The organism is Winogradskyella alexanderae (assembly GCF_020166335.1).
GTDB classification, from domain to species: Bacteria; Bacteroidota; Bacteroidia; order Flavobacteriales; family Flavobacteriaceae; genus Winogradskyella; species Winogradskyella alexanderae.
Map to the genome: position 1 here is coordinate 139,382 of NZ_JAIUJR010000002.1, position 25,929 is coordinate 165,310.

Below are 25,929 nucleotides of genomic sequence, written 5' to 3' on the forward strand. Positions count from 1 at the left end.
GATTGTATATATTACTTTCTAAAGTAGGATGAATGAAAGCGTTTAAAGTTCTATTTTATGAATCAGAACTAAGTTTAAGAATTGAATATTATTGGGTGATTATTAACAATAAATCGATTTAAAGTTTCTTTGGATATAGCTTCTGGATAAGACATAACCAATAAATCAATTTTACGATTATCGACACTTGAAGGCACTTTGTAATCGTGTAAGTTTAATTTAAATCCTAATCGCTCGTAAAAATTTATTCGTCTTTGGTCAATACTTGATGCTGGTAACTCCACTTCTAAAAGAATAGACTTGTCATCATTATTAATAAACGTATTGAGAATTAGTTTCCCAAAACCTTTATTTCTAATACTTTTACTTGTTGCAAAGTGGTCTATATATCTAAACATTTCAAGATCCCACCATAGAATAAACCCAATAAACTGATTGTGATTAATTAGAAACTCAAAATGATAATTGCTTCTTTTTAAAACGCGTTTTTGGCCATCTAAAGTCCTTCTTTCTTCAAGAGGGAAAGCATCATTATAAAGTTCCCACGCTTGATGGAAGTAATTATCGGTACTTTTTTTTAGTCTTTTTAGTTTCATTATATAGATGCTTGATAAGATATAAATATCAGAATTTGTCATTCCTTCACAGAATTCCAAATAGGTAAAGAAATACTACTATTGCCTGTAAAGATTATTTTTAGAGGAATTTCGGCATCTTTAATGCTTTCGCTGTTTACATCTCTACCTGTGCCGTAATTTATTTGAGCATTGTTGTTTTTATTCACGTTAACAACTACAACTATTCTACTACCTTTTACTATCTTTTTACTGATTAGTTTCGAATTGTTAAAAGACACTTTCGCCTTTTCATTCGGTATAAGTAAATTTCTATATTCTCTGTCTTTAGCAAAGCTAGCTCTACCAATGTAATAGCTTAAATGAAAGTATTTGTTTTCTGGTGTTAATTGATAAACTATAACAGAATAGTCCACATCTTTTTTATTGATTGAAAACTCAAGATTCCCTGTAAAAGAACCATTGATAATGACATCTTCTTTTAGGGCTTCAGATTTAAAAATTAAACCATCGTTTAAGTTGATGTTGTCTTTTTCTAAAGGCCATGGATAATAATCTGTATTAGTCATACTTTCTCTGTCTTTAAAGTCAACAATCATATTGACTTTAGAAGGATTCGCTTCCGACATTAACTCAAAAAAATCATCTGTTTTTGTGGCGTTTAAATAATAAGTTAAAGTATCATTTGTCATGGCACTTAAACTCGGTTTATGCATCCAAGTATCTGTATCCATCACTTGAAAATTCACTTTATCTTTTAAAATACTGGGTTTTTCTTTTCCGTTTAAAACATAATCAAACCATTGGAAAATAATATCTTCCTCAATATTGATTAATGCGGATTTGTCTAATTTGTAATTCCTTAAACTTTCTTGTGGCTTCGATTGTGCTGTCCAATGATCATAAGGGCCAATTAATAAATAATGATTCGGGTTTTTTGCGTATTTATGATGTTGATTATAGTAGTAAATCGCACCTCTTTGTGAGTCATCATAATAACCCGTAATCGTTAAAATTGGAATATCAATCTTAGCGAACTCCTCCTTATATGGAATCATCTTTTTCCAATAATCATCATAACTTGGATGCTGCATATAGGTGTTCCATAATTTGTTTACTTGACCATCTAAACTATCTAATTTGTTATATGCAACTCCGGTTTTGTACCATGTGTTTTTTAAGGTATTCCAACGATTAAAATCATTTGAAGCTTCAAAGTCTAAAAACTTGTTGTTGGTGACATAAAAATTCCAAGAGTATGAATAATTGTGCAGTACATTATTTTCCATCGGATAATCAATTCCAGGCGCAATGGCTACCATCGGAACAATTGTTTTTAATGCAGGATGCACTTTGTGTTTCATAGAAGCCCATTGCGTAAAACCGTTGTAACTACCACCAAACATGGCTACTTTTTGATTAGACCATGATTGTTTACAAATCCAATCAATGACCTCATAAACATCTGTATGTTCATATTCAAGAGGCTTTATATCGCTTTTACTCAATCTTTTCCCTCTTGTATTAGCAATGACTCCAACATAGCCTTTAGATGCTGCTAACATTGCGGAAGCTACATTTGTACCTGTATAGATAGAAGACACTAATATTGCAGATTTTTTAGTAGTTGAACTTTCTTTTCGCTGAACTAATACCACTGAAACTTCAGCACCATCTTTCATAGGTATTACAATACTATCATTTACAACATACCTGCGTTTATGGTCTTGCTTTATTTCCTCAAAATAAATACCTCCGGTAGATGAAAACACAGTACTTAAAAAGTATTTTTTTACTAAATCTTTAGCTATTTCCTGTGTTATTTTTCCTGATTTAATATTACTGTACGTATTGTTGAAATCACTAACATAATAATCTGTAGGATCTCTTAATATCAACGCTTTATCTAAATTAATAACTTGTATATCATCAGATTTTTTTACGTATTTGCTGTAAGAGTTTTTAAACGCATTTTTAAAGTTCGTAGAAAGCTTTGCTTCTGCATAATGCAAGTATACATCTAAATACTGCCTTTGATCTATTGGTATTTCCGCTACGCTTTTTTTTATTGAAGTTAAGGCGTCTTTATATTCACCTCTTATTAACTGGAACTTAAATTGGTCTAATGTTGATAAATTTTGAGTGTCACATTGTGTTGCCAATTGCTGCATTTGATTTGCAAGTGCTACTGAATCTGATAGTTCCGCCTTTTGAAATGGTAATTCTTGTGCAAAAGAAGTAACGCTAATTGTGAATAAAAGTAGTATCAGGAATGATTTTTTCATTGTTTTGCGATTAAAAGCTGATAGTATCTTTTACTATTTCTCATTTGGGTTTATATACTTGATTAACTCTTCATTGTACAAAAAACCGTCTTGAGTTTGCGTCATTTTAATAAAGTTTTTAATCTCTGGTGCATACAACCAAACTTCATCAGTTTGTGCATTGTATCCTCTGGAATTTGAAACAGTTCCCTTGTATTCAATTGTGTACGCCATAAATGTTCCTGCGTCTACAGTTTCTTGTTTATAAGATACTACTTTTGCATCTTGACTTTGAGTTCCTGTAGTACCATCTTGACTGGTCCAGTTTTTTTCATATTTCCATGTCTCACCAACTTTTAAAGGCCACTTGTATTTTGGTGTTTTGTTTTCTTCTGGCTTTGTAATGTCTGCTAGTGGAATTGTATCTTTTCCGATTGTCATACCTAATACGCCATTTTTACTAACAATTTCTCGTGTGTCTTCTCCTTCTGAACGTACTTCGCCTTCAGTGGTTACACCTTTATATTTCCAAGTCCATTGTTCTCCAACTTTATAATCGGCTAAGGTTGGTTGTTCTGCTAATGAAACAGTGTTTTCATTACAAGATATCAACAATGAAATTAGCACTAGATTCACGATTTTTACCATTCCGAATGCCACTCTTAAATACTTCATAATAAGACTTTTAAATTAATTATAGAACAAAATAAAGGCATCTGTTTCTATCAAAAAAGGAAAAGTACATGAGCGTAAATAAAAGTCAATGAACGTTAGAAAACTTAGCGATTTTCTCCGTTATAAACTATTCCAGTTTTTGAACTTAACGGATTGCCTACTAGATACTTCTACTTTTTCACCAGTAGTTAATATAATTTGTAATTTATTATTGAAGTAGGGATGAATCTCTTTGATGTAGTGTATGTTAATCATTTGACTTCGATTAACTCTAAAAAAGACTTTAGGGTCTAATTTCTTTGCTAATAAGTTTAAAGAACGCTTAATCATGGCTTTATCTGAACCAAAATACAGCCGTGCATAATTTTCTAACGATTCAATAAAATGAATCTGTGTGAGCGGAATAAAATGACATTTTTCACCATCTTTTATAAATATCTTTTGATGCATTGGTAAGGTGGTAGGTTCTAATTTCACCCTATTGGACAGTTCTTCCTTCACCTTTTCAATAGTTTTAGAAAAACGCTCTTCTCTTAAAGGCTTTACTAAATAGTCTAAAGCATTCATCTCAAACGCTTTTACAGCATATTGATCATAGGCCGTTGTAAAAACAACGTCAGGTACATTGGTTAACTCTTCCAATAAGTCAAAACCAGATTTACCTGGCATGTGAATATCTAAAAACAATAAGTCTGGTTGTAAGTCTTCAATGAGAGTTATGGCCTCATCCACATGACTTGCTTCACCAATAATTTCAAACTCTTGATGTTTTTCTAATGCACGTTTTACTTCTTCTCTCGCTAAACGCTCGTCATCAATGATTATGGTTTTAAATCTTTTCATCGTTTATATGCATTGGAATTGCTATTTCTGCAACTACACAGTCATTTTCTTTCGCTATTAAATTAAAACTGGCCTTACCTTTATATTGGATTTCTAGACGTTTATTTAAGTTTTTTATACCTAATCCAATACTTTTATTTTTGTTAATTACTCCAGGATTCTCAACCGTAATATGAATATTCGCATCCTGTTTATTAATTTTCAAGAAAACAACACCTCCGCCAACTTTTAGGTCAATGCCATGTTTAATGGCATTTTCAACTAACAACTGAATACTTAACGTGGGAATCTTATAATTAATAAGCTCATTGTCAATATTAGTTTTTAGTTGCAGTCGTTCTTCAAAACGCATTTTTTCTAACTCAATATAATCATAAACTAGAGCCAGCTCGTTTTTAATAGATATTAAATGGTTATCTTTTTCGTATAACGATGACCGCAATAAATCTGATAATAAATCAATTGCTCTTCTTGCAACGTTAGGATTTTCGATTACCAACGATTTAATTGAGTTTAAGGAATTGAATAAGAAATGTGGATTTAATTGAGCTGATAAATTATCTAATTGAGCTTGTTTTGCTATTAAAGATAATTGAGCATTTTCTTTAGCGGTAACAACTTCCTTCTGATAATAATGATACAAGTGATATGCCAAAACCCAAATAGACATTAATCGAAGTCCTGTAAGTAATATTGGATCCCAATAAATAATTGCCTGTAATAAATTTTTATTCTCGCCTGCTATGAAAGTCCAGTATGCATACCATTTCAAATTATTCAATAACACATATAAAACAGCTAATAAAAGTATGGTAGGCACTAAACGGATTAGTAATTTTTTTATAGGTAAACTACTCCATTTTGCTTTTAAGGCAAATCGTCTGTAAATGTGTGTTAAAAATATTCCTATGGAAATATCTAATACATAATTTAACAGTGTATAAAAAATACCATAATTATCTCTTGTGTATACTGTATATGCCCAATAAATAGAAACAATACTCCAACCTATTAATTGACATTTCCAATAAAGAGATAGTCTTGTATTACTATTATTTGTTTTTTTATTGATATCCATTCCTAAACAAAGCAACAAAATACTTTTAAATAGTGAAAGGAAAAGTACAGGAACGTCAAATATGAGGTTTAAATGCTATTATAGAAATAGCATACTACGTTTAAATCATTCTAATTATAAAATCAGAACTAACTGTTGTTTTTTAAGTAAGAATTAGGTGTGGTACCTTCCATTTTTTTAAAGAAAGTGTTAAACACTGTTTTAGAGTTAAAACCACTGTCGTATGCCACAGCCATAATTGTCAAACTTTTGTTTTCTTCGAGAAGAATACGTTGTTTAAATTCATTTAGCCTAAAAGTATTAACATATTCAGAGAAGTTCTTATCGAAGCCTTGGTTTAATAATTGAGAAACATAATTAGCTGGCAATTCTAAATAAGACGCCAAATCTTTTAATGATAGGTCTGGGTTTAAGTAAAGTTTATAGTCTATCATAATTTGTTCTAGTTCTTTGCTATACTTCTTAATTTCATCACTATCTAGCAATGCCTGCTTGTACTTTTTTTTCTGTTCGTAATTTACATTATCAGGAATTGCTTTAAGCATGATGTCTTTAAACCTTTTGTGATGTTTTACAGGCTTAAGAATTGGTGATGGATTTAATAGCAAAACTAATGGTAAACGGTTATTATATGCTTGCTCTACTAAATCAATTACCTTTTCATTATTACCTAATAAGGCATTAACTAATATCATAAATGTAAATGCCTTATCTACAAGTGCCGTTGTTAAATAGGATTCTAATTCCTTTAATCCCTGATTGCACTTTTCAGTATCATTGAGTTTTGCATAACACATGGTTTCTCCTCCCAATTTGGTGAGGTCTTTCACAGAAATGCCTTCAAGGGAACCAAAATATTTCAAAGCTTCATTTGGTTTGCCTGACATTAATAAACAAATACCAATATAAATTGGTGGAAAGGGTAATTTTGGATCTAGCTCCAATGCCTTTTTAAAGAAAGGTATTGCAGTAGTGTATTCTTCTTTCAAATAGTATAAAAAACCATTATAATGATGATTTATGGCAGCATAAGGATCTAACTGCAACGCTTTGTCAAGATAATTACTTGCCGCATCTAATTTCCCTTCCACTGTCAAGAAATTAGAAATGGTTAAATATATGTCGTCTGCTTGCTGTAACTCTAATGCCTTATGTGCATGTTCGTAAGCCTTTTTAAGGTCCCAGTTTTGCCAGCACTCTATCCAAGCTAAATTCAATTGAGATCTTGATGAGTTTGGATCCAACTCTATTGCCTTCGATAAATAAGGTTGTGCTTTCTGGTAAGCCTCGAATGCAGGTAAAAGCCCCATAGTTCCCATATTCATGTAGGCAAGGTTAATATCTAGATAGGGACTTGCAAAGTTGGGTGATTTATGTATGACTTTTTTTAAGATGTCGATACCCTTTGTAGAGTTTTTATAATCTAACTTCATGATGTAATACCTCCCTTTGAGGTATTCTCTGTAAATAGCTACTGGAACATCAATGGGTGCTACTAACTTATCTTCTATTTCAAGATGACCAATGTGTTCACGTAGTTTTTCAGCAATAAACAGACTAATTTCATCTTGAATTTCAAAAATGTTTTCTGGGATCCTATCAAATGTTTCGGACCAGAAATGAAAATCATCTACAGTATCAATCATTTGCACTGTAATACGCATTTTCTTCTTGGAAGTTCTTACGCTACCTTCTATAAAGGTAGCCACATTTAATTTTTCTCTTATTTCTTGAGCAGTTACTGTTTTGTTTTTAAAGTAAAATGAAGATGTACGAGAAGTAACAGAAAGTTGTTTGATTTTTGCTAATGCATTAATGATTTCTTCTGTTAATCCATCGCAGAAATATTCGTTTTCAATATTGTTACTCATATTGACGAAAGGCAGTACTGCTATGGATTTATTTAGAATGGACAATAAAGTAAAATCAAGTATTTCACAAATATAGTAAAACCTTAAACTTAGTTAAGTTCGGATACCTAAAGTACTCCTTCCCTATTTATAGGCGTTTTAAGAAAAATGGTACAGATATGGGACAATTATTTAATACCATACCTTTAAGACTCACTTAATTAAATTTTATCCTGAATTTTTGATTTAATACCATTTAATTGGGTTATCATTTGATTATCTTGAATAAAATAATTATTGAATTGTTTTTCAATATCCTCTGCATATTGAACACTGTATATCTCCACTTCCCATATTTTTTTTCTTATAGTTGAAGCCAATTCAATGATATTACGACTACCTAAATCGTCATATCCTGAATCCCTTCTTATATCCATGGCAGCCCGAATAAATGGAAATAATAGCTTATCGGAAATATACCTAAAATCAGGTACTTCTCCAGCATCTTGGACCTCTTGTAAATAAGCGTAATGTGTGGGAGTATATTGATTAATTAAATTTGACCAAGGCTTTGTTAAATAGTCTTCTACTCCATATTTGATTCTGTAATCGTCAACTAATCTGGAATTAGCATTTAATAACTCCATCATATCAGCTGCTATTTGTTTTTGTTTAGCAACTTTATCTTCAATATGAAATGTGTATTTTTTCTTTAAATCTTTAAATGCCTCATTATAAAAATCTGATATTTCATATAGGTTAACAAATTGCTTTTGCCAATCTTCTTCATCCTCTTTAAAAAATGCTTGAAACGCTTTAAAATTGGACAGAATATCCATTTCTATTACTCTTTCAAAATTCTTATTTGTATTAAAATACATAGTATTCATTTTTGAAGGATATTCCTTTTCTGCTTTGAAAAATGATTCCATCCTTTCTCCATGTCTTAGGATATCTTTTTCTAATGTTTTCAAATAATTGGTTAGCAATAAAAGACGGTCTTTTAAATCTTGAAGTTTATCTTTTGCAGCATCTTGTTTTTCGACCATTATTTGCTCTCTCTGCTCATAAACTTGATAAAGCACAAAAAGAATCGAAAGAAATGCTAATATACCTCCAATTAATGAACCATAAGCAGATATTATATGATCTCGCGAGTTAAAATCTACATCAAAAAACTTCCAATCTTCAGTTTCATATATGGCTTGGAACGTAAGAAAAACTATTAATGAAATCGTTATCCAAAATACCCACTTAATTACTTTCTTATAACGTGTTAAAGACTTCACAAGAGTTATTTTTTTGTTGTGTTATCTTTTGGTTTTAGAGAATTAGACGGTTTAGAAGTAGTTCTTCCTAAATCAATTTTCACTGTTTTGGTTTTGCTTGAATTGTTTTGATTTGCCATTATTCTATTATTTAGAAGGTGATTGTTTTGGTCTTACTGGTGGTTTTGGGGTTGTACGACCTTTATTACCACCGTGCCCACGTTCAGATGGATTTTGACTTGGTTTCGGTCTTGGATTGTTTTGTTTAGCCATTATTGATATGCGTTAACGATTGTATAAATTAATATTGAAATGATACCTAAACCTAAAAGGATTATGGATGATAAATTTAATCTAGATATGATTCTATTTCTTTTGTCAATTCTGCATATTAACTTGGTATACCCTATTTCATCATCAATATCTTGAATTGTTTGTTCATTGTATTTACTTGACAAAAAATGAGATAGTAAGTTTATAAATAGTGTAAATGCCAATAACGCCCAGCCTAATGCTATTACCCAAATAACAATAGACTCTCTTAAAGGACTTATTTTATCAATAAACGTGATTGTTAATCCAAGTGCACCTGATGCAATAAAAGTTATATACTTTTCAAAGTCATCGTCACTTTTTCTTTTTTCCTCCAATACCGATTTACGATATTCTTTCCACTCTTCTATTTCCTTTTTTGACTTTCCCATATTTAACTGTTTTCAACAATTTCTCGTTCTTCTTCTGTTAACCCATACAACTCATACACCATAGTATCGATTTCTTTTTCTGTTTGGGTAATTTGGGCTTGTAGCTCTTGGGCTTTTTTCTTGTTGTCCTCAAAGAGTTCCAGCCACTCAAATTCGTCTTTTTTGGTGAGTGGTGCGCCGCCTGCTTTTTTAATAGCTTTGTTGAGTTCTTTTACAAAGTCAGCAAAGTCTAACTCATGCCAGTTTTCGAGTTTGCGTGATAGTTTTTCTATTTGAAATTGTGATACTATGTAATTCTGAAACCTTGAATCTAAATTTTGAAAGTTATTTACAAATTCAATAATTATATTAGCCTTAATCTCAAATTCAGATTCATTTTTAATTTCTGGAATTGGAATTTGTTCGAAGTATTGAGGTTTTACCTCTATGTAACCACCACTTCTAACAACACAAATAGATTTAAGGAACTCCCAAACTATTTTAGAGTTTAGAATACATAATAATGCTTTACTGTCTACAGGAAGAAAAACTGCTGGTGCATTGATATATACACCCGATGAATCAAAACAAAATTTATTAGTATTCTGTAAATTAGGAAAAATGATTTTTGGCTTATCAAATAAATCGTAATAAGCACAGTTTCTTAACTCCCACCAGTAGTCTCCTTTATCATATCTTTTCATTGCCCTTTCTTTAAAGGGTAATAGATGATTAAAAATATTAGGGAAATCCCTTATTAAACTTTCAAGTTTTTCATCTTTCGAGAGTTTATTGGCATAAACTTCATTAGTCCATTTACTTTTAAATAAAATTAGCTTTTGTTCTGCTCTTTCAACATTCCATTTTTTTATTTCCTTGCCTTCTAAAATTGGTTTTATATGTTCTGAATATGACCACTCGTTATTTATTATAAAAGCATCATTCAAACCAGTAATTAATCCTCTATAACATTTTCCATATACTTCTCTTAAGGTAGGATATTCGGAAATTTTATTAAAAATATTAGCCTTGCCAACAGATAAAAATGACCAAGCATTTGAATTTAAAGAAGATTGTAAAACTTGTATTTCATTTTCATTATCTATATCAATAACTCTACTTTGAGCGATTTTGGGAATTTTAATGTATTTAAATTTACTAATCTTTCCTACTCCTCTTTCAAGGATTATAATAACAGGATATGTGGTAGCTCCTTCAAATATTTGAACTTCTGTAAAGTCAATATATTCTTTAAGACTTGTTTTGTTGGTAAGATATTCTCTTAATATTTTTCCTGCTGTTGTTTTATCAAAAGTATTTGAGATGAAACCCATTAAACCATTTTCATTAATGAGTTTTGAGCCTAATTCATAGAAATAGGCAAACAAATCACTTGCTGAATGGTAAACTAAATAATTCTTTTCAAAGTAGCCTAAATAGTTAGTTAGCAGCTCTGCTCTAACATAAGGTGGGTTTCCAATCACAACATCAAAACCGCCTTTATCAAATATCTGAGGAAATTGTTCTTGCCAGTTAAAGGCTTTATCGCCTGCTACGGTTTTGCTATCTATCAATGAATTACCACATTTAATGTTGCTGCTTAAATCGTTGAGCTTTCGTCTTGGTTGTGCGGTACGTAACCACAGGGATAGTTTGGCTATTTCTACCGATTCTTCGTTAAGGTCCACACCGTAAATATTATTTTCTAAAATGGTGTTTTCTATATCGCTTAATATGAAGCCTCCACCCAATACTTTAGCCTTTAGCTCATCAATGTAACGGTGTTCTTTAATTAAAAAATCTAACGCTTGGTTTAAGAATGCTCCAGAACCACAAGCAGGGTCGCAAATGGTTATTTGTAGTAACCACTCTCTGTAATTATCTAAAACCTCTAATAGTTGCTTTTTGGTGTTTTGGTGTGTCCCTTTTTTTATCTCGAAATAGGCTTCTTCTTTAAAGCCTAATGCTTCTTTTTTCTCTTGGCACAATTTGCCTACCGTATTTTCTACAATGTATTTGGTAATGTATTTAGGTGTGTAGAAAACGCCATCTTTTTTACGCTTACTCTTTTGCTTATCGAACTCGCCACCTTCAATTTCGGCATTGACGCTTTCAATCTCGTTAAGTGAGTTTTCAAAGATGTGCCCCAAAATATTGACATCTACTTGACTGCTAAAATCGTATTTGGCAAGTTTATAGGTGTGTTTGTATAATAAGTCATCGTCTATATCCAAATTATCTAGAATGGCATCTGGTTTAAATAGTCCACCATTGTAAGCATAGATTTCGGCTCTTGAGGTTGTGCCTTTCCTGCCTTGGTCGAGAAAGTGAAAATATTGTTTAAACAATCCGTATAATGGACGTTCGTCTCCAAAATCGATATCGGCTTTCCACTTATCAAGAATTTGGATGGTTGAGTTTGGTGGTAAGAGGTCTCTATCTTCGGCAAAGAAAATGAACAGAAAACGGTCTATGAGCTTCTGTGATTTTTTGAACAGGGATAGTTTTACGTTTTTTTCGAGTGCTTTTAGTTCGTTTGCTTCTCGAGATATCTCGACTGCGCTCGATGTGACAACTTCTGCTTTTAGACGTTTGGCATTGCGTTTTACGAGGTCTCTAAAGAGTTCACGCTTAAAAACGGAATAGTCATTGTAAAACTGTTTAGTTATTTTGTCTTCCTCAACCAAAGAGGCTTCTTTAATGGTTAAAGGCAGATTGTTAAGAATGTTGTCTTTCTGTAAGCATAAGTACATTAAAGCAAATTCTTCAGGTGCCAGCTGAAACAGGTTGAACTCCAAAAATTCGGTAGCATCATTAATGTAAAACCGTAACTTCTCAAAATTGGACGTAATGACATACACACAGCCCTTTTGATTGGCTTTATAATCGAATGCCTGTTTGCGGATGCTTTCTAAATCTTTGGTATTGGTTCCCTTCAGTTCAATTACGCCAATAGCTTTGGTTTCCTTTAAAATAGCTCCATCTGCCTTACCGGCTCCTTTTTGGTTTTTAAACTCGGTGGTAATGTTGAAATCAGGTTTTGGATTTAGGGTATAATCCAAGACGTTAACAAACAGCTCGTCCAGAAACTTTGCCTGGTATTGTTCTTCTTTAGAGTTTTTGATATTCTCCTGAATGGTAGCATTGTGAAAATACTTGGTGTATTTTTTATAGGCTCGCTCTACTATAGCAGTATCTTGTTGCGCCAGATATGTTTTTAATACTGATGTTTGAAATAGTGCCATTTAAAGCTACTGTTTTTTGTTGGTTAAGTTCTTAATTTTTCCTTACTATTTAATGAGGATTTCCATAATGATTTCTAATTAATGCCTTTAACAATTTTAAAAAAATGAAAGGAAAACTTTACAATGGAAGCTTAAAAGATATAAACAGTTATTAACAGAAAATCAATCTATTACAAAAGGTAAAGTGAGCTAAATAAACGTAACGATATTAAATACCAGCTTAAGCACTTAACTGTCATCTTTTTCAATTTTTTCCTTTTTCAAACTCTGCACAATTGACCAAACGATAACTCCAAATCCAATGGACGCTATTAGATAGACAAAAACCCTATTCTTTGATTCTAACTTTCTGTTGGTAATTTTTAAAACTTCCATCTCAGTAGGTATATCTTGCCGAACATCCAGCTCATAACAGTTTATTATTTCGTAGTCCATAATTTATTGGTTTAGTTTTATAATCTTAAAAGTGTTCTTATTAATTAATGCAAATGCGTAGTCGTCTATGCATGTCCATGTGACTCCTTGTATCTTTATTTTGTGTGTAAAATACTGAAAGTTTAAACCTGCTCCTTTCAGAAAATCCATAGACCTTTCAACTTCATCATTGGGACCTGTAACCCATTGCAATACCTTTCTGTTAGAATCTAAAATCTTCCTGGTCTTTGCCTTAGCTTGTCTTTCTTCTGCTGCCTTAAGGTTATTGTACCTAATTTGGTTTTTTCTGCTTGCAAACTTTTGGTTGCTTCGTTTAGGCACAAACTCCTCTCCCGTTAAGGGATCAATGGCCGTTTTCATTATTTCTTCTTTCATATCTCTTATATCTTATGTGATTCAATGTAATTAGGATGTATTTGGACTTATACCGATTTAGGTTAATGTATCTGATCATATGTTCAGCGAACTGAAATCCATATAAATTTTAAATTAACATGCTTATTTAGGTTCTAGTTAGGTTTTACTTAAGTAATCATTAGCCTCAATATCTATGATAGAAGGCTTGCCATCTTTTAGCCAATTCATAATGTCTGTTCTTGAAAATGTCAAGGGTCGTCGTTTAGAAATGACTGGCATTTCAAACCGACAAACTTTGGAATAAATCGTTGATTTTTTGTAACCTGTGAGTTGCTGGACATCGTCGACAAAGATGATATCACTATTTGACTTTAAATGGCCAGATGTACCATCAGTACTGTTAAGTAGCTTTTTTGCTTCTTGAGCAAAAGCCTCCTTACTTAGGTCTATATATTCCCCAACAGTGAGGGAATAAAGGGGTTTTGATAAATCGCTCATCGTATTTAAATTTTTAATTAATAATGAGCATTGCGCAATGCATTATTGAAATTTCATGTCTTAAAACAACACATTAAAACGAAGTAAAAAAAAAGTAAATAGTCAAGTGTCGAGTGAGTGTCGAACGCAAATTTCTAGAAGCATAAAGAGGACCTCTGTATTTAAACAGCTTCTAACAAAAAAATTTTCCGAAGTGTCGAGTGCTAAATTTTTGTAAGTATAGATTCTAGCAATTTTTTTCGTACTTCATTACCACCACTGGCTTTTCGAAGAACATCTTTAGCAAATTCCTGATTTTCTTTATTAACGAAACACATATTTGCCAAAATCCATTTATCATGTTTATGATATTCGATTTTATTTGAACCCTCACACAAGTAATCCATAAACCACTTTAGGTCTTTATTGGTTCCAGTCCATACAATTCTTTTATTTTCTGGAATGACGTTACCTTCAAAAATTCTATTGAAATCCGTAAACAAAGTCTCTTCATGAATAAAGTTATTAGCCTTGAGTTGCTTCAATACAGTGTTCAAAATGTGACTATTCTTTTTGAGATAGTCTGGGTTTGAGTTAAGTTCTCTTAATCTAAGTGAACTATACTTACCTTTTAGTTTTCGGCGACCTTCAAAATAACCACCGTTCTTATTGCTTTCAATCCAGTAATTTAATGATTCAATCAACCTCTTATTTAATAACTCGTTTTCATATTGGATCATAATAGCTTTTAAAAAATCGACATAATTAGAAATATTCTTACCGAAATTAAGTTTTAATTGAAAATCTAAAAACTTATTCAGGTTGGTTAATTTGGAGTCGAATTGTCTCAACTTACAAGTAAACCAAAAATCAAAATCATTAAACTCCTTATCGATTAGAATGACTTGATTATAATAATAAGCGTATTCATTTGTGAAAAAATAATTAAGTGTATACCTGGTCTTAAAATCTCCTAAGCTATCTCTAAATTCGGTAACATAGACACGAAAATTCCTTCTGTATTCTTCTCCTCCATTGTCATAATCTTCAGTAGACAAAAATGGTTGACCTTTATGAATTATAATATCTTCAATACGCTGAAATAATTCTCTCACATGATTTTCAGAGATTTGATTTTCTTGAAATAATGTTTGTTCAAAATTCCAAATATCACCAATATTAATGTCATAAAGTTTATCGTTCATAATTAAGAATTAATGTCAGGTATTGCATTCGCCGCCTCCACCTTCTTCTGATTGATGATTTTGGCATAAACCTGTGTGGTTTTTAACTCCTTATGGCCTAGTAATTTTGAAACGGTGTATATATCCGTGCCAAATGTGAGCTGTAAGGTTGCATAGGTATGTCGTGCACAGTGAAACGTAATAGTTTTACTTATTCCCGCTTTCATAACCCACTGTTGCAGTTTTAAGTTGTTCCATGCGCTATATCTCAAACCTTTAAATACGCGTTCCTCATCACCTTGTCTATCATTAAGCAAGTTAAAGGCCTGCTCAGGTATAGGATGTGTTTGATAGCCATTGGTCTTCTTTTGCTTAAAGCGGATATAATGACCTTGTTCTTCAGAATATTGAACTTCCCTCCATATCAACTTATGGACATCAGACCATCTAAGTCCTGTAAGTGCACTAAAAAGAAAAGCTTGTTTTAAGATTGGAATTTCACAATCCGTATTAGCTACCTTCTTCAACTCATCTAAGGTTAAGAACTCTCGTTCTGATTCACCTTGTTTAAACCCTTTGACATTATCAGCTGGATTATTAGAAATGATGTGTTCTCTCGTTGCCTCTCTCAGGCATGCTTTAACTTTATTAAAATAAGAATAACATGAATTTTGAGATAACGGCTGATTACTTTTAGTTCTTGCCGTATGCTTTAGATAGTATTTAAAATCCTCCAACCATTTCACATCAACATCTTTGAATGGCACAAAGTCACCCCTGAATTTTTTCAAATGCTTTAAAACGCTATCCCAATTTCCATAGTTCCCAGTAGACTGGTTATAGCGCTCATCTGTTTTTTCAGAAAAATAAGTAATGAAGTTTTTATTAAGATTCTCTTTGGCAATATTCGAAAATCCATGAGCATCTTGTTGCATCTCCAAAAACCTCTTTGAACGGATGCTTTCCGCTAACAAAGAAGTCTTTTTGTTGTGAGCTCTTTCTTTAGAAGTACTTGGCGAACTATATAAGTACAAATTGAGCGATTCCTTCTTTCTTTTTTGTTTAGCCTTTGGCAGATAATAATCTAAATATAAACTTTCCTGACCGTCCTTTTTCTTTCGTGTTCTAATGGATACATTCATGTGACAAAATTTTGTACCGTTTTGTACCGCGAACTAAAAAAGGTACAAATACGGGACAAAAATAGCTAAATTGAAACAAACAGACAAAAGCTTAATTTAATAACTAAATTTTAATATACTGTATTTCAGTTATTTATATTGATGTAGTTTGATGTAGTTTGTGTAAGTTACTTTCCGATACAGAAATTAGCGAAAATATTTCCCAAGAGATCATCGGTAGTAATCTCTCCCGTTATCTCGCCAAAGTGATAAAGTGCCTGTCTTATATCAATTGCCAATAAATCTCCAGAGAGTCCTGTTTCCAAACCATATTTTACTTTTCGAATTTCTTCAAAAGCTTTTAACAAAGCATCATAATGGCGTGAGTTTGTTACAATGGTCTCATTATTTCTCAACGCACCAGTATTGATAAGGTTTAGTAGTGAATTCGTTAATTGCTCTACACCAAAACCGGTTTTTGCAGATAATAACAATACATCAGGTATGGTTTTATTAATCTCTGCAAGTTGGATATCATCTAACGTGTCAATCTTATTGGCAATAACAAGTAAAGGCTTTTGAGGGTGCTTATTCCTTATTTTAGCTATCTCGACACGAACATCTTCAAGACTGGTGACGTTTTTTTGCGCATCAAACAAATAGATGGTTACTTGAGACTGTTCAATTTTTTCGAATGTTTTTTTAATTCCAATACTTTCAACAACATCTTCAGTATCGCGGATACCAGCAGTATCAATAAATCTGAAGCCTATTCCACCTATAGAAATTTCATCTTCTATGGTATCTCTTGTTGTTCCAGCAATTTCAGAGACGATTGCTCGATCTTCATTGAGCAAAGCGTTTAGCAAGGTAGATTTCCCAACATTTGGTTCTCCTACAATGGCTACAGGAATTCCATTTTTTATCACATTTCCTACAGCAAACGAATCAATCAATCGCTTCAAAACTAAAATAATACGATCTATAAGTTCTTTAAATTGAGTTCTATCTGCAAACTCAACATCTTCTTCTGCAAAATCGAGTTCTAATTCAATGAGAGAGGCAAAATTTAATAACTCTTCTCTAAGCTTAGCTATTTCCGAGGAAAAGCCTCCTCGCATCTGTTGCATGGCTATTTTATGTGACGCTTTATTATCGCTAGATATTAAATCCGCGACCGCCTCCGCTTGACTCAAATCCAACTTTCCATTTAAAAATGCTCGCAAGGTAAACTCGCCAGCTGTAGCCATTCTACAACCATTTCTTAAAAATAACTGAATGATTTCCTGTTGTATATATGATGACCCATGACAAGATACTTCTACAACGTTTTCACCAGTATAAGAATTTGGGTTCTTAAAAATTGAAATCAAGACCTCATCAATAATTCTCGCTCCGTCTACAATATGACCCAAATGAATAGTATGTGAAGCTTCTTGGGCTAAAGTTTTGTTGGTTTTAATTGATTTGAAATGCTTATCCGCAATGGTAATAGCATCATTACCAGACAATCTAATTATTGCAATTGCACCGCTTCCGGATGGTGTTGCCAAAGCTACAATTGTATCGTTATGCATATCAAACTACTTTATTGCAAAAGTATTGTAAATAAAAAGATTCTGCCAATCTCACCAATGCTATTTTAAGATATAATTCACATGGAATTTTAATTGCTTTTAGTTGGAGTTGTTATATTTGCAAGGCAAAATTTAAAGATTAAACGTACCCTTGGAAGGTGGTTTATTAAGAGAAAAAATATGAAAAAGCTAATTACACTAATTTTCATTTCTATACTTGCCCTAAGTTGCCAGAATGAACCTCGAGATGGTTTTGTTATAAATGGAACAGCAAAAGAAGTATACAACGGCTCTAGAGTTTACCTAAAAGATGTGAGTAACCTAGGAAGAGAAGTTTACTCGGATACGGCAATTGTAATGAACGAAAAATTCACCTTCACAGGTAAGGTAGATGAGCCAAAGGTAAGATTTATGGAGATTCAGGGTGTTCCAGGCGAATTTCTTTTTATGCTTGAAAACAGCGAAATAGATATTGAAATTAATAAACAATTGATGCTTGACTCAAAAGCCACTGGATCTAAAACACATGAAGACCTTGTTAAATACCAAAATGGAATAAAAGCATTGCAACAAGAAAATAGAGAGTTGGTAGATGCATTTCTAAAAGCTAAAAAAGCCAAGGACAGCATAAAGGAAGATTCATTAAAATTTTTGTTAGAGGACCATGGTCAACGATTTCTGAAATTTCCAGCCAAATTCACCAAAGAAAATAATAACAGCTATTTTACATTAAATCTTATAGGGCTTGAGGCAAACAAACAAAAATTCGACATAAAAGCTTTTTTAGAATCTTATGAAAATTTAGTGCCAGAGTTGAAGAAAACCCCAATGGGAGAAAGAGTAAAACGCAAACTAGATAGTATTAATACAGAATATGAGAAAACAGCATATCTTGAGGTTGGTAAAATTGCTCCTAATTTTGAAGCCCCAACACCAGAAGGTAACATTGTTTCTTTAAAAGATTTACGTGGTAAGGTAACAGTAATAGATTTCTGGGCAGCTTGGTGTGGGCCATGTCGTAGAGAAAACCCAAATGTGGTAAAGTTATATGAGCAATATCATAAAGACGGTTTAGAGATTATTGGTGTTTCACTAGACGGCAATACAAGACAGAATGATCCAAAAAAAGCATGGCTAGATGCTATAGAAAAAGACGGATTAAAATGGACACAGGTATCTCACTTAAAATATTTTAATGACCCTGTTGCAAGACTATATAACATCAATGCCATTCCAGCAACTTACGTACTGGATAATGAAGGCAAAATTATTGCTAAAAACCTCAGGGGAAGGCGATTGGAAATGACAGTAAAAGAATTACTAGAGCAATAGACTTTCAGCGAAGTTTACCGGTTTTATACATAACAAACAAAATTACAATTGGTATTGCCAACAGGCCAACATGCCCTAAATCTGTCTTAAATAAACTTGGCGTGAGCATTAAAGTTACCGCATAGCCTCCAATTGCGCCACCAAAATGGGCATCATGACCTATATTACCTACTCTATTTTTCATTCCGTAAATTGAATATAACAAATAACCAATACCAAAAATATAGCCAGGTATAGGTATAGGAATAAAAAACATGTATAAGCTCATTTTCGGATCCAATAATATCGCAGCATAGAGTACTCCAGTAACCGCACCACTTGCCCCAATTGCACTATACCAAAATTCTTCCTTATGTAAATAAAGGGATAGTAGATTTCCAAATACCAAACTAGCGAAATAGATTAGTATAAAATTAAAATTCCCTAAACGGCTTATAACAGAACCAGCAAAAAAATACAACGTTATCATATTCATCAACAAATGTGTTGTATCTGCATGCAAAAAACCAGAACTTACCATTCGTATTTGTTCACCTCGCCTTATACTACCAACGTTGAACTTATACTTTTCAAAGAATAAACGATCCCCAAAACCTTTAAAAGACATTATAACATTTGTCGCAATAATTACAATGGTAACTAATCCTAAATTGTACATAAACTCAGAAATAAAACGTCAAATATAACATATATTTGCCCTTTAGAACTAACAGGAATTAATGCAACTTATTGCTTACATCTTAGTTTATCCATTTTTATGGCTTATCTCCATTTTACCATTTAGGTTACTCTATGGGTTATCGGATATTATATACTTTTTTATTTACAGAGTTTTTGGATATAGAAAATCTACTGTGAAAGAAAACTTAGAGTTAGTATTTCCAAATAAATCTGAAAAAGAAATATCAAGAATTACCAGCAAGTTTTATCACCATCTCTGTGATATGATGCTAGAGTCGATTAAATCCATGACCATTTCTGAAGCAGAATTAAAAAAACGTTATAAATTCACTAACGTAGGCCTGATCAATGATTTTGGCAATAAGAAAAGAAGTATAGTTTTAATGTGTGCTCATTATGGTAGTTGGGAATGGATATTTATTCTTCAAAAGTACATAGACCACAAAGGTTACGCTATATATAAAAGACTAAGAAATAAATACTTTGACGGTTTAGTAAAGCGCATAAGAGCGAGACATAACTCCTATCTCATTACTACAAAGGAAACCTTTGATATACTAAATGAAAGTAAGAAAAAAGGTGAGCTTACCATCAATGGGTTTGCCTCAGACCAATCACCAAAGGCTAATAAGGCTTATCACTGGAATAACTTTATGGGCATTAAAGTACCAATGTACACAGGTGCGGAAACTTTAGCTAAAAGGCTAGACATGGCAGTAGTCTTTTTTAGTGTAAAACGATTAAAACGAGGTTACTACGAAACGACTTTCAGAACTATCACTGAAAATCCAAGAGATTATAAAGACTACGAGATAACAGATATATTTTTTAAACTGGTTGAAGAACAAATACAGAATGCACCAGAGTATTACTTATGGACCCATAAACGCTGGAAACACCGCAACAAGGTCCCTAATGCTTTTAAATAGTAGAATCTAATCTATTTCAAACCAGCTGTCTAAATCTGACAAATCAGAGGTTTTGCTTAACTGGGATTTGTGAATAAACTCATTATTACTGCGTGAATACTCATAATCTTTAGACCACAATTTATGATTGTCAGCAAGCTGAATAATGCTGTCACAAACAAATTCTATCTCGTTATTGGTAGTTGTTGGGTGAATTGACATTCTAATCCAACCTGGTTTTCTAACCAAATCGCCAATAGAAATTTCATCGGTCAATTCTTTCGAGGTTTGCTGATCTACATGAAGCAAATAATGACCGTAGGTGCCTGCGCAACTGCAGCCACCACGTGTTTGTATTCCAAATTTATCGTTCAAAATTTTCACACCAAGGTTATAATGTAGGTCGTCGATATAAAAGGAAATGACACCTAATCTATCTTTGTGCTGTCCGGCTAGAATAATTATGTTTGGAATGGGATCTAATTTTCTGAAAATAATTTCATTAAGTTCATGTTCGCGCTGCAACATGTTATCCACTCCCATTTGTTCCTTTAATTTTATAGCGAGTGCCGCTTTTATGGTTTGTAAAAAACCTGGAGTACCACCATCCTCGCGGTCTTCAATATCATCAATATACTTATGCTCACCCCATGGATTGGTCCAACTTACCGTTCCACCTCCCGGACAATCAGGAATCATATTTTTATAAAGTTTCTTACTAAAGACCAATACACCAGATGTGCCTGGACCACCTAAGAATTTATGCGGCGAGAAGAAAATAGCATCTAAGTACGCATCCTTATCCTTAGGATGCATGTTAATGTGAACATATGGTGCAGAACATGCAAAATCCACAAAACAAACACCACCATGCTTGTGCATTAATTTGGCTATATCATGATATGGTGTCTGAATCCCTGTTACATTAGAACCTCCAATAACGGAAGCAATCTTAAGGGTTCTATCTTTATATTCTACCAGTAGCGCCTCTAAATTTTCTAGGCTGAATAATCCATTTTCATTTGGAGGCACAACTTCAACCTTCGCCATTGTTTCTAACCATGATGTTTGATTAGAATGGTGCTCCATGTGGGAAATAAATACCACTGGGCGAATTTCATCAGGAATCTCCGTAAACTTTCTTAGATTTTCAGGCACTTTTAAACCTAAAATTCTCTGAAATTTGTTCACCACACCTGTCATACCATTTCCAGAAACAATTAAAACATCATCTTCGCTAGCGTTTACATGACCCTTTATGATGTTTTTTGCTTTATGATAAGCCATTGTCATGGCAGTCCCAGAAACTGTTGTTTCAGTGTGGGTATTAGCTACAAACGGGCCAAAATCATTGAGTAGTTTTTCTTCTATTGGTCTGTATAAACGACCAGAAGCTGTCCAATCCGTATAAATAATTTTTTGTTCCCCGTATGGAGATATAAAAGTCTGGTCCTGGCCAATAATGTGTGCCCTAAACTTCTTGAAATAAGCTTCTAGTTTAGAAAAATCAGTAGATTTTGTATCTGTTATCATAATGGTAACAAAATTATTGGCGCGTTAAAGATACTAAATATTAGCAATCGCCTTTATTTCGCCAATGAAGCGGTCTGCAAGACTATCTGCTTTATCTTGTGATGGTGCTTCAGTATAAATTCTAATTATTGGTTCGGTATTACTTTTTCTTAAATGCACCCAGCTATCTGAAAAATCAATCTTAACACCATCAATAGTTGTTATTTTTTCATGACTGTAATTGCGCTCCATGGTTTTAAGAATACCATCAACATCAAGTTTAGGTGTTAGTTGAATTTTCTTCTTACTCATGTAGTAGTTTGGATACGTTGCTCTGAGTTCACTGACCTTCATTTTCTTTTCTGCAAGCAAACTTAAAAACAAGGCTACGCCAACAAGTGCGTCTCTTCCGTAATGTAATTCTGGATAAATGATACCTCCATTACCTTCTCCTCCAATTACGACATTGTTTTTCTTCATTAATGCTACCACGTTAACCTCACCAACAGCACTTGCTTCGTAAGAGCCTCCATGCTTCTCTGTAATATCTCTCAGAGCTCGGGTTGAACTCATATTACTGACCGTATTTCCAGGCTTTTTACTTAGAACATAATCTGCACAAGCAACCAAAGTGTATTCTTCACCAAACATTTCACCAGTTTCGTCCATAAAGGCAAGCCTATCAACATCTGGATCAACTACAATTCCAAAATCGGCTCGTTCTTCTACCACAGCCTTGGCTAAATCGCCAAGGTGTTCTTTCAATGGTTCTGGATTATGAGGAAAATGGCCAGTTGGATCGCAGTAAAGTTTAACAGCATGAACGCCTAAGCGGTCCAATAATAAAGGAATTGCGATTCCTCCTGTTGAGTTAACACCATCTACAACTACTTTAAAATTAGCTTCTTCGATGGCTTTCTTGTTTACAAGTGGTAAATCTAAAACTTCATCAATATGTAAATCGATATAGGCTTCATTCTTTGTTATCTTTCCTAATGCATCCACTTCGGCAAATATCATATCGTTAGAAGAGGCAATATCCAATATTTTTTTTCCCTCTGCACCATTAAGAAATTCGCCGTTTGCATTCAGAAGTTTTAATGCATTCCATTGTTTTGGGTTATGACTTGCAGTCAAGATTATACCACCATCCGCATGTTCCATTGGCACGGCTACTTCAACCGTTGGCGTTGTAGACAAACCTAAATCCACAACGTGAATTCCCATGCCTACTAAAGTATTCATGACTAAATTCTGTATCATTTCTCCAGATATTCTAGCGTCTCTTCCAACTACAACTTTATAATTTTCTTTGTTACGTTGTTGCTTAACCCATGTGCCATAAGCTGCTGCAAATTTAACCGCATCAACTGGCGTTAAATTTTCTTCAACTTCTCCACCAATGGTGCCACGAATACCGGATATTGATTTAATTAAGGTCATACAGAATTGATTTTCAGCAAATATAATATCTATATACAATTAATTTATTATGAATTTGTAAATTCGACAGATGAATTTTTTAGCTCATATTTACCTGTCAGGTAACAACGAACTGATAGCAATAGGAAACTTTGTTGCTGATGGAATTAGAGGTAAAAGATATGAGAATTACCCAGATGAAATTCAAATTGGTATACTGCTTCACCGCGCAATAGATACCTTTACCGATGCACATCCGGTCTTTAGACGCAGTACCAAAAAACTTCACAAACCCTATCGGCACTACAGCGGCGTAATAGTTGATATTTTCTATGACCATTTTTTGGCTAAAAACTGGTCGGACTATTGTGATATAATGTTAGAAACTTTTGTCTCTAACTTTTATAAGAGCCTCAATGCAAATTTTGAATTGCTACCGCCAAAATTTAAGAACCTGACACCCTATATGATTAGAGACAATTGGCTTTTAAACTATTCTAAGATAGAAGGAATTCAATCAGTGTTAAATGGCATGAACAGGAGAACGAAGCACCAATCAAAAATGAATTTGGCTACTAAGGAGTTGCAACTTTATTATGCTGACTTTGAAGCTGATTTCAAAGAGTTCTTCACAGAATTAAATAGTTTTAGCAACGAACAACTTACTATATTAAAAAATAGATATAATTTATGAGAATTCTTCTTCGCTCGCTACTGCTTACCATTGTATTTCTTGCAGGATGCAAGAACGAAAGAAAATCAGAGAAACTTCAAATATCCAATAGAGGTTTAATCACCAAAACTGCTATGGTAGTTAGTGCTCGTGAAGAAGCCTCAAAAGTAGGTGTTGAGATATTAAAAAAAGGAGGTAATGCTTTCGATGCTATGATGGCAACAGAAATGGCCTTAGCGGTCACTTATCCATATGCAGGTAATTTAGGTGGTGGTGGGTTCTTGGTTTACAGGTTGGCAGACGGCTCAAAAGGTGCATTAGATTACCGAGAGAAAGCACCAATAGCTGCAAGCAAGGAAATGTATTTAGATGAAAATGGCAATGTTATAAAAGGTAAAAGCACAGTTGGAAGTTTAGCGGTCGGAGTACCTGGGACTATTGCCGGAATTTTTAAAGCACACGAACGCTTTGGTTTATTGGATGTAAAAACCATTTTGCAACCTGTGATGGAATTGGCAAATAAAGGATTTGTGGTTACCGAACAACAGGCATCTCGTTTTAAAAATTACGATAGCATTTTTAAAGTTGTCAATGAAAAAGAAATACCCTTTAATAAATCGATAAAAAAAGGTGATACTATAAACAACATTGCATTAGCCAATACCCTTGAACGCATTGCCAATGCTGGTAGAGATGAATTCTACAAAGGTGAAACCGGTAAAAAATTAGTTAATTTTCTGCAGGACCATGGCAGTATAATTACTCTAGAAGATTTAGCCAAATACGAAGCCGTTTGGAGACAACCCATAACTTTTCAATATGACGATTTAACCATTACCTCTATGTCACCTCCTTCATCAGGTGGCATTTGTCTCAATCAAATCATGACCATGGTAGAACCCTTTGACCTTTCAGGTTATGACCATAATTCCCTAAAGTTTATTCAGGTTTTAGTTGAAGCTGAAAAGCGTGCCTATGCCGATCGCAGTTATTATTTAGGTGATCCTGATTTTATTGATATACCTATAGAAACACTTACAAGTAATGTCTATTTAGAAAATAGAATTAGCGATTTTTCATTCGATAGGGCAACACATGTAGATTCATTATCGCATGGACAAATACTGGGTTATGAAAGTGAAGAAACTACCCACTATTCTATTGTAGACCCATTTGGTAATGCTATCGCTGTTACCACAACACTTAATGGTGGCTATGGTTCTAAACTTTATCTAGAGGAACTTGGCTTCTTCCTAAATAACGAAATGGACGATTTTAGCAGCAAGCCAGGTGAACCTAATTCCTACGGTTTAATCGGAGCAGAAGCAAATAGCATCGCACCTGAAAAAAGAATGCTTAGCTCGATGACACCAACTATTATTGAAAAAGATGGTGATTTTTATATGTCTGTTGGCACACCTGGAGGCTCTACAATTATCACCTCTGTACTTCAAGCTATTTTAAATGTACATGAATTTGGATTTACAATGCAACAAGCTGTAGATGCCCCAAGATTCCATCATCAGTGGCGTCCAGACGAAATACGTATGGAGCCCAATTCATTCAATGAGCAATTAATTATGCATTTAGAGGCAAAAGGATATAAAATCAATCAAACGCGGTCACCTGTAATAGGCAAAGTAGACGGCATTTTAGTATTAGAGGATGGAAGATTAGAAGGTGGCGCCGACCGTCGTGGTGACGATACTGCTGTAGGCTTTTAGTTTTAACATCTTTTTGCACTTTACACTTTGCTTAAATCGTATCTT

Annotated in this window: 23 protein-coding genes; 4 read left to right on the forward strand and 19 right to left on the reverse strand. The window is 33.3% G+C overall.

Annotated features, from left to right (window positions below; all coding sequences use genetic code 11):
• Positions 1-74 precede the first annotated feature (74 nt).
• From LBU54_RS04075 to mnmE, 16 genes are all read right to left on the reverse strand, one after another.
• Positions 75-596 (reverse strand): GNAT family N-acetyltransferase, encoded by a 522-nt coding sequence (locus LBU54_RS04075; protein ID WP_224526260.1) that lies wholly within the window; start codon positions 594-596, stop codon positions 75-77.
• A gap of 38 nt (positions 597-634) precedes the next feature.
• Entirely contained in the window at positions 635-2,860 is a 2,226-nt protein-coding gene (locus LBU54_RS04080) for a CocE/NonD family hydrolase (protein WP_224526262.1), read from the reverse strand.
• Between the two features lie 33 nt (positions 2,861-2,893).
• A complete protein-coding gene (locus tag LBU54_RS04085; protein ID WP_224526264.1) occupies positions 2,894-3,514 on the reverse strand; it encodes a hypothetical protein in 621 nt (206 codons plus the stop codon).
• A gap of 120 nt (positions 3,515-3,634) precedes the next feature.
• Positions 3,635-4,357, reverse strand: coding sequence for a LytR/AlgR family response regulator transcription factor (locus tag LBU54_RS04090; RefSeq protein WP_224526266.1), 723 nt, complete (start codon positions 4,355-4,357; stop codon positions 3,635-3,637).
• Positions 4,344-5,435 carry a sensor histidine kinase gene (locus LBU54_RS04095; RefSeq protein ID WP_224526268.1) on the reverse strand — a complete coding sequence of 364 codons (1,092 nt, stop codon included), beginning with the start codon at positions 5,433-5,435 and terminating at the stop codon, positions 4,344-4,346. The genes LBU54_RS04090 and LBU54_RS04095 overlap by 14 nt, the downstream gene beginning before the upstream one ends.
• A 128-nt stretch (positions 5,436-5,563) precedes the next feature.
• Positions 5,564-7,306 (reverse strand): helix-turn-helix domain-containing protein, encoded by a 1,743-nt coding sequence (locus tag LBU54_RS04100; RefSeq protein WP_224526272.1) that lies wholly within the window; start codon positions 7,304-7,306, stop codon positions 5,564-5,566.
• 200 nt (positions 7,307-7,506) lie between these two features.
• Positions 7,507-8,574, reverse strand: coding sequence for a hypothetical protein (locus tag LBU54_RS04105; RefSeq protein ID WP_224526274.1), 1,068 nt, complete (start codon positions 8,572-8,574; stop codon positions 7,507-7,509).
• 126 nt (positions 8,575-8,700) lie between these two features.
• The gene (locus LBU54_RS15370; RefSeq protein ID WP_262899723.1) at positions 8,701-8,826 is read right to left on the reverse strand and encodes a hypothetical protein; all 126 of its coding nucleotides are present in this window, start codon (positions 8,824-8,826) and stop codon (positions 8,701-8,703) included.
• Entirely contained in the window at positions 8,826-9,257 is a 432-nt protein-coding gene (locus tag LBU54_RS04110; RefSeq protein ID WP_224526277.1) for a hypothetical protein, read from the reverse strand. Before LBU54_RS04110 ends, LBU54_RS15370 begins: the two co-directional genes overlap by 1 nt.
• A gap of 2 nt (positions 9,258-9,259) precedes the next feature.
• Positions 9,260-12,481 carry an Eco57I restriction-modification methylase domain-containing protein gene (locus tag LBU54_RS04115; protein WP_224526280.1) on the reverse strand — a complete coding sequence of 1,074 codons (3,222 nt, stop codon included), beginning with the start codon at positions 12,479-12,481 and terminating at the stop codon, positions 9,260-9,262.
• A gap of 228 nt (positions 12,482-12,709) precedes the next feature.
• Positions 12,710-12,916: a hypothetical protein gene (locus LBU54_RS04120; RefSeq protein ID WP_224526282.1), complete on the reverse strand. Its 207-nt coding sequence runs from the start codon at positions 12,914-12,916 to the stop codon at positions 12,710-12,712.
• Between the two features lie 3 nt (positions 12,917-12,919).
• Entirely contained in the window at positions 12,920-13,291 is a 372-nt protein-coding gene (locus LBU54_RS04125; protein WP_224526285.1) for a hypothetical protein, read from the reverse strand.
• Positions 13,292-13,429: 138 nt separating this feature from the next.
• Positions 13,430-13,771: a helix-turn-helix transcriptional regulator gene (locus LBU54_RS04130; RefSeq protein ID WP_224526289.1), complete on the reverse strand. Its 342-nt coding sequence runs from the start codon at positions 13,769-13,771 to the stop codon at positions 13,430-13,432.
• Positions 13,772-13,974: 203 nt separating this feature from the next.
• Positions 13,975-14,955: a hypothetical protein gene (locus LBU54_RS04135; protein WP_224526292.1), complete on the reverse strand. Its 981-nt coding sequence runs from the start codon at positions 14,953-14,955 to the stop codon at positions 13,975-13,977.
• 2 nt (positions 14,956-14,957) lie between these two features.
• Positions 14,958-16,076 carry a site-specific integrase gene (locus tag LBU54_RS04140; RefSeq protein WP_224526294.1) on the reverse strand — a complete coding sequence of 373 codons (1,119 nt, stop codon included), beginning with the start codon at positions 16,074-16,076 and terminating at the stop codon, positions 14,958-14,960.
• 167 nt (positions 16,077-16,243) lie between these two features.
• Positions 16,244-17,632, reverse strand: a complete 1,389-nt coding sequence (mnmE, locus tag LBU54_RS04145; RefSeq protein ID WP_224526295.1) for a tRNA uridine-5-carboxymethylaminomethyl(34) synthesis GTPase MnmE — start codon at positions 17,630-17,632, stop codon at positions 16,244-16,246.
• Between the two features lie 180 nt (positions 17,633-17,812).
• On the opposite strand from mnmE, the gene LBU54_RS04150 reads away from it, so the two are divergent.
• Positions 17,813-18,964: a redoxin domain-containing protein gene (locus LBU54_RS04150; protein ID WP_224526297.1), complete on the forward strand. Its 1,152-nt coding sequence runs from the start codon at positions 17,813-17,815 to the stop codon at positions 18,962-18,964.
• Positions 18,965-18,968: 4 nt separating this feature from the next.
• Here the strand turns inward: LBU54_RS04150 and LBU54_RS04155 are convergent, their stop codons facing one another.
• Entirely contained in the window at positions 18,969-19,622 is a 654-nt protein-coding gene (locus LBU54_RS04155) for a rhomboid family intramembrane serine protease (RefSeq protein WP_224526299.1), read from the reverse strand.
• Between the two features lie 61 nt (positions 19,623-19,683).
• Between LBU54_RS04155 and LBU54_RS04160 the strand changes: the two genes are divergently transcribed.
• A complete protein-coding gene (locus tag LBU54_RS04160; RefSeq protein WP_224526301.1) occupies positions 19,684-20,574 on the forward strand; it encodes a lysophospholipid acyltransferase family protein in 891 nt (296 codons plus the stop codon).
• A gap of 6 nt (positions 20,575-20,580) precedes the next feature.
• Here the strand turns inward: LBU54_RS04160 and LBU54_RS04165 are convergent, their stop codons facing one another.
• Both LBU54_RS04165 and glmM read right to left on the reverse strand, forming a co-directional pair.
• Positions 20,581-22,086, reverse strand: a complete 1,506-nt coding sequence (locus LBU54_RS04165; protein ID WP_224526303.1) for an aminotransferase class V-fold PLP-dependent enzyme — start codon at positions 22,084-22,086, stop codon at positions 20,581-20,583.
• A gap of 33 nt (positions 22,087-22,119) precedes the next feature.
• Positions 22,120-23,508 (reverse strand): phosphoglucosamine mutase, encoded by a 1,389-nt coding sequence (glmM, locus tag LBU54_RS04170; RefSeq protein ID WP_224526305.1) that lies wholly within the window; start codon positions 23,506-23,508, stop codon positions 22,120-22,122.
• Positions 23,509-23,578: 70 nt separating this feature from the next.
• Between glmM and LBU54_RS04175 the strand changes: the two genes are divergently transcribed.
• The gene (locus tag LBU54_RS04175) at positions 23,579-24,181 is read left to right on the forward strand and encodes an acyl carrier protein phosphodiesterase (RefSeq protein ID WP_224526307.1); all 603 of its coding nucleotides are present in this window, start codon (positions 23,579-23,581) and stop codon (positions 24,179-24,181) included.
• Entirely contained in the window at positions 24,178-25,884 is a 1,707-nt protein-coding gene (gene ggt, locus LBU54_RS04180; protein ID WP_224526310.1) for a gamma-glutamyltransferase, read from the forward strand. The genes LBU54_RS04175 and ggt overlap by 4 nt, the downstream gene beginning before the upstream one ends.
• Positions 25,885-25,929 lie beyond the last annotated feature (45 nt).

Excerpts from the sequence above, each read along its gene's own strand:
- LBU54_RS04080 (WP_224526262.1), bottom strand. The coding sequence starts at position 2,860 with ATGAAAAAATCATTCCTGATACTACTTTTATTCACAATTAGCGTTACT.
- LBU54_RS04085 (WP_224526264.1), bottom strand. The coding sequence starts at position 3,514 with ATGAAGTATTTAAGAGTGGCATTCGGAATGGTAAAAATCGTGAATCTA.
- LBU54_RS15370 (WP_262899723.1), bottom strand. The coding sequence starts at position 8,826 with ATGGCTAAACAAAACAATCCAAGACCGAAACCAAGTCAAAATCCATCT.
- mnmE (WP_224526295.1), bottom strand. The coding sequence starts at position 17,632 with ATGCATAACGATACAATTGTAGCTTTGGCAACACCATCCGGAAGCGGT.
- LBU54_RS04120 (WP_224526282.1), bottom strand. The coding sequence starts at position 12,916 with ATGGACTACGAAATAATAAACTGTTATGAGCTGGATGTTCGGCAAGAT.
- LBU54_RS04075 (WP_224526260.1), bottom strand. The coding sequence starts at position 596 with ATGAAACTAAAAAGACTAAAAAAAAGTACCGATAATTACTTCCATCAA.
- LBU54_RS04140 (WP_224526294.1), bottom strand. The coding sequence starts at position 16,076 with ATGAATGTATCCATTAGAACACGAAAGAAAAAGGACGGTCAGGAAAGT.
- LBU54_RS04095 (WP_224526268.1), bottom strand. The coding sequence starts at position 5,435 with ATGGATATCAATAAAAAAACAAATAATAGTAATACAAGACTATCTCTT.
- LBU54_RS04175 (WP_224526307.1), top strand. The coding sequence starts at position 23,579 with ATGAATTTTTTAGCTCATATTTACCTGTCAGGTAACAACGAACTGATA.
- LBU54_RS04115 (WP_224526280.1), bottom strand. The coding sequence starts at position 12,481 with ATGGCACTATTTCAAACATCAGTATTAAAAACATATCTGGCGCAACAA.
- LBU54_RS04160 (WP_224526301.1), top strand. The coding sequence starts at position 19,684 with ATGCAACTTATTGCTTACATCTTAGTTTATCCATTTTTATGGCTTATC.
- LBU54_RS04090 (WP_224526266.1), bottom strand. The coding sequence starts at position 4,357 with ATGAAAAGATTTAAAACCATAATCATTGATGACGAGCGTTTAGCGAGA.
- LBU54_RS04125 (WP_224526285.1), bottom strand. The coding sequence starts at position 13,291 with ATGAAAGAAGAAATAATGAAAACGGCCATTGATCCCTTAACGGGAGAG.
- LBU54_RS04135 (WP_224526292.1), bottom strand. The coding sequence starts at position 14,955 with ATGAACGATAAACTTTATGACATTAATATTGGTGATATTTGGAATTTT.
- LBU54_RS04100 (WP_224526272.1), bottom strand. The coding sequence starts at position 7,306 with ATGAGTAACAATATTGAAAACGAATATTTCTGCGATGGATTAACAGAA.
- LBU54_RS04150 (WP_224526297.1), top strand. The coding sequence starts at position 17,813 with ATGAAAAAGCTAATTACACTAATTTTCATTTCTATACTTGCCCTAAGT.
- LBU54_RS04155 (WP_224526299.1), bottom strand. The coding sequence starts at position 19,622 with ATGTACAATTTAGGATTAGTTACCATTGTAATTATTGCGACAAATGTT.
- LBU54_RS04110 (WP_224526277.1), bottom strand. The coding sequence starts at position 9,257 with ATGGGAAAGTCAAAAAAGGAAATAGAAGAGTGGAAAGAATATCGTAAA.
- LBU54_RS04165 (WP_224526303.1), bottom strand. The coding sequence starts at position 22,086 with ATGATAACAGATACAAAATCTACTGATTTTTCTAAACTAGAAGCTTAT.
- glmM (WP_224526305.1), bottom strand. The coding sequence starts at position 23,508 with ATGACCTTAATTAAATCAATATCCGGTATTCGTGGCACCATTGGTGGA.
- LBU54_RS04130 (WP_224526289.1), bottom strand. The coding sequence starts at position 13,771 with ATGAGCGATTTATCAAAACCCCTTTATTCCCTCACTGTTGGGGAATAT.
- ggt (WP_224526310.1), top strand. The coding sequence starts at position 24,178 with ATGAGAATTCTTCTTCGCTCGCTACTGCTTACCATTGTATTTCTTGCA.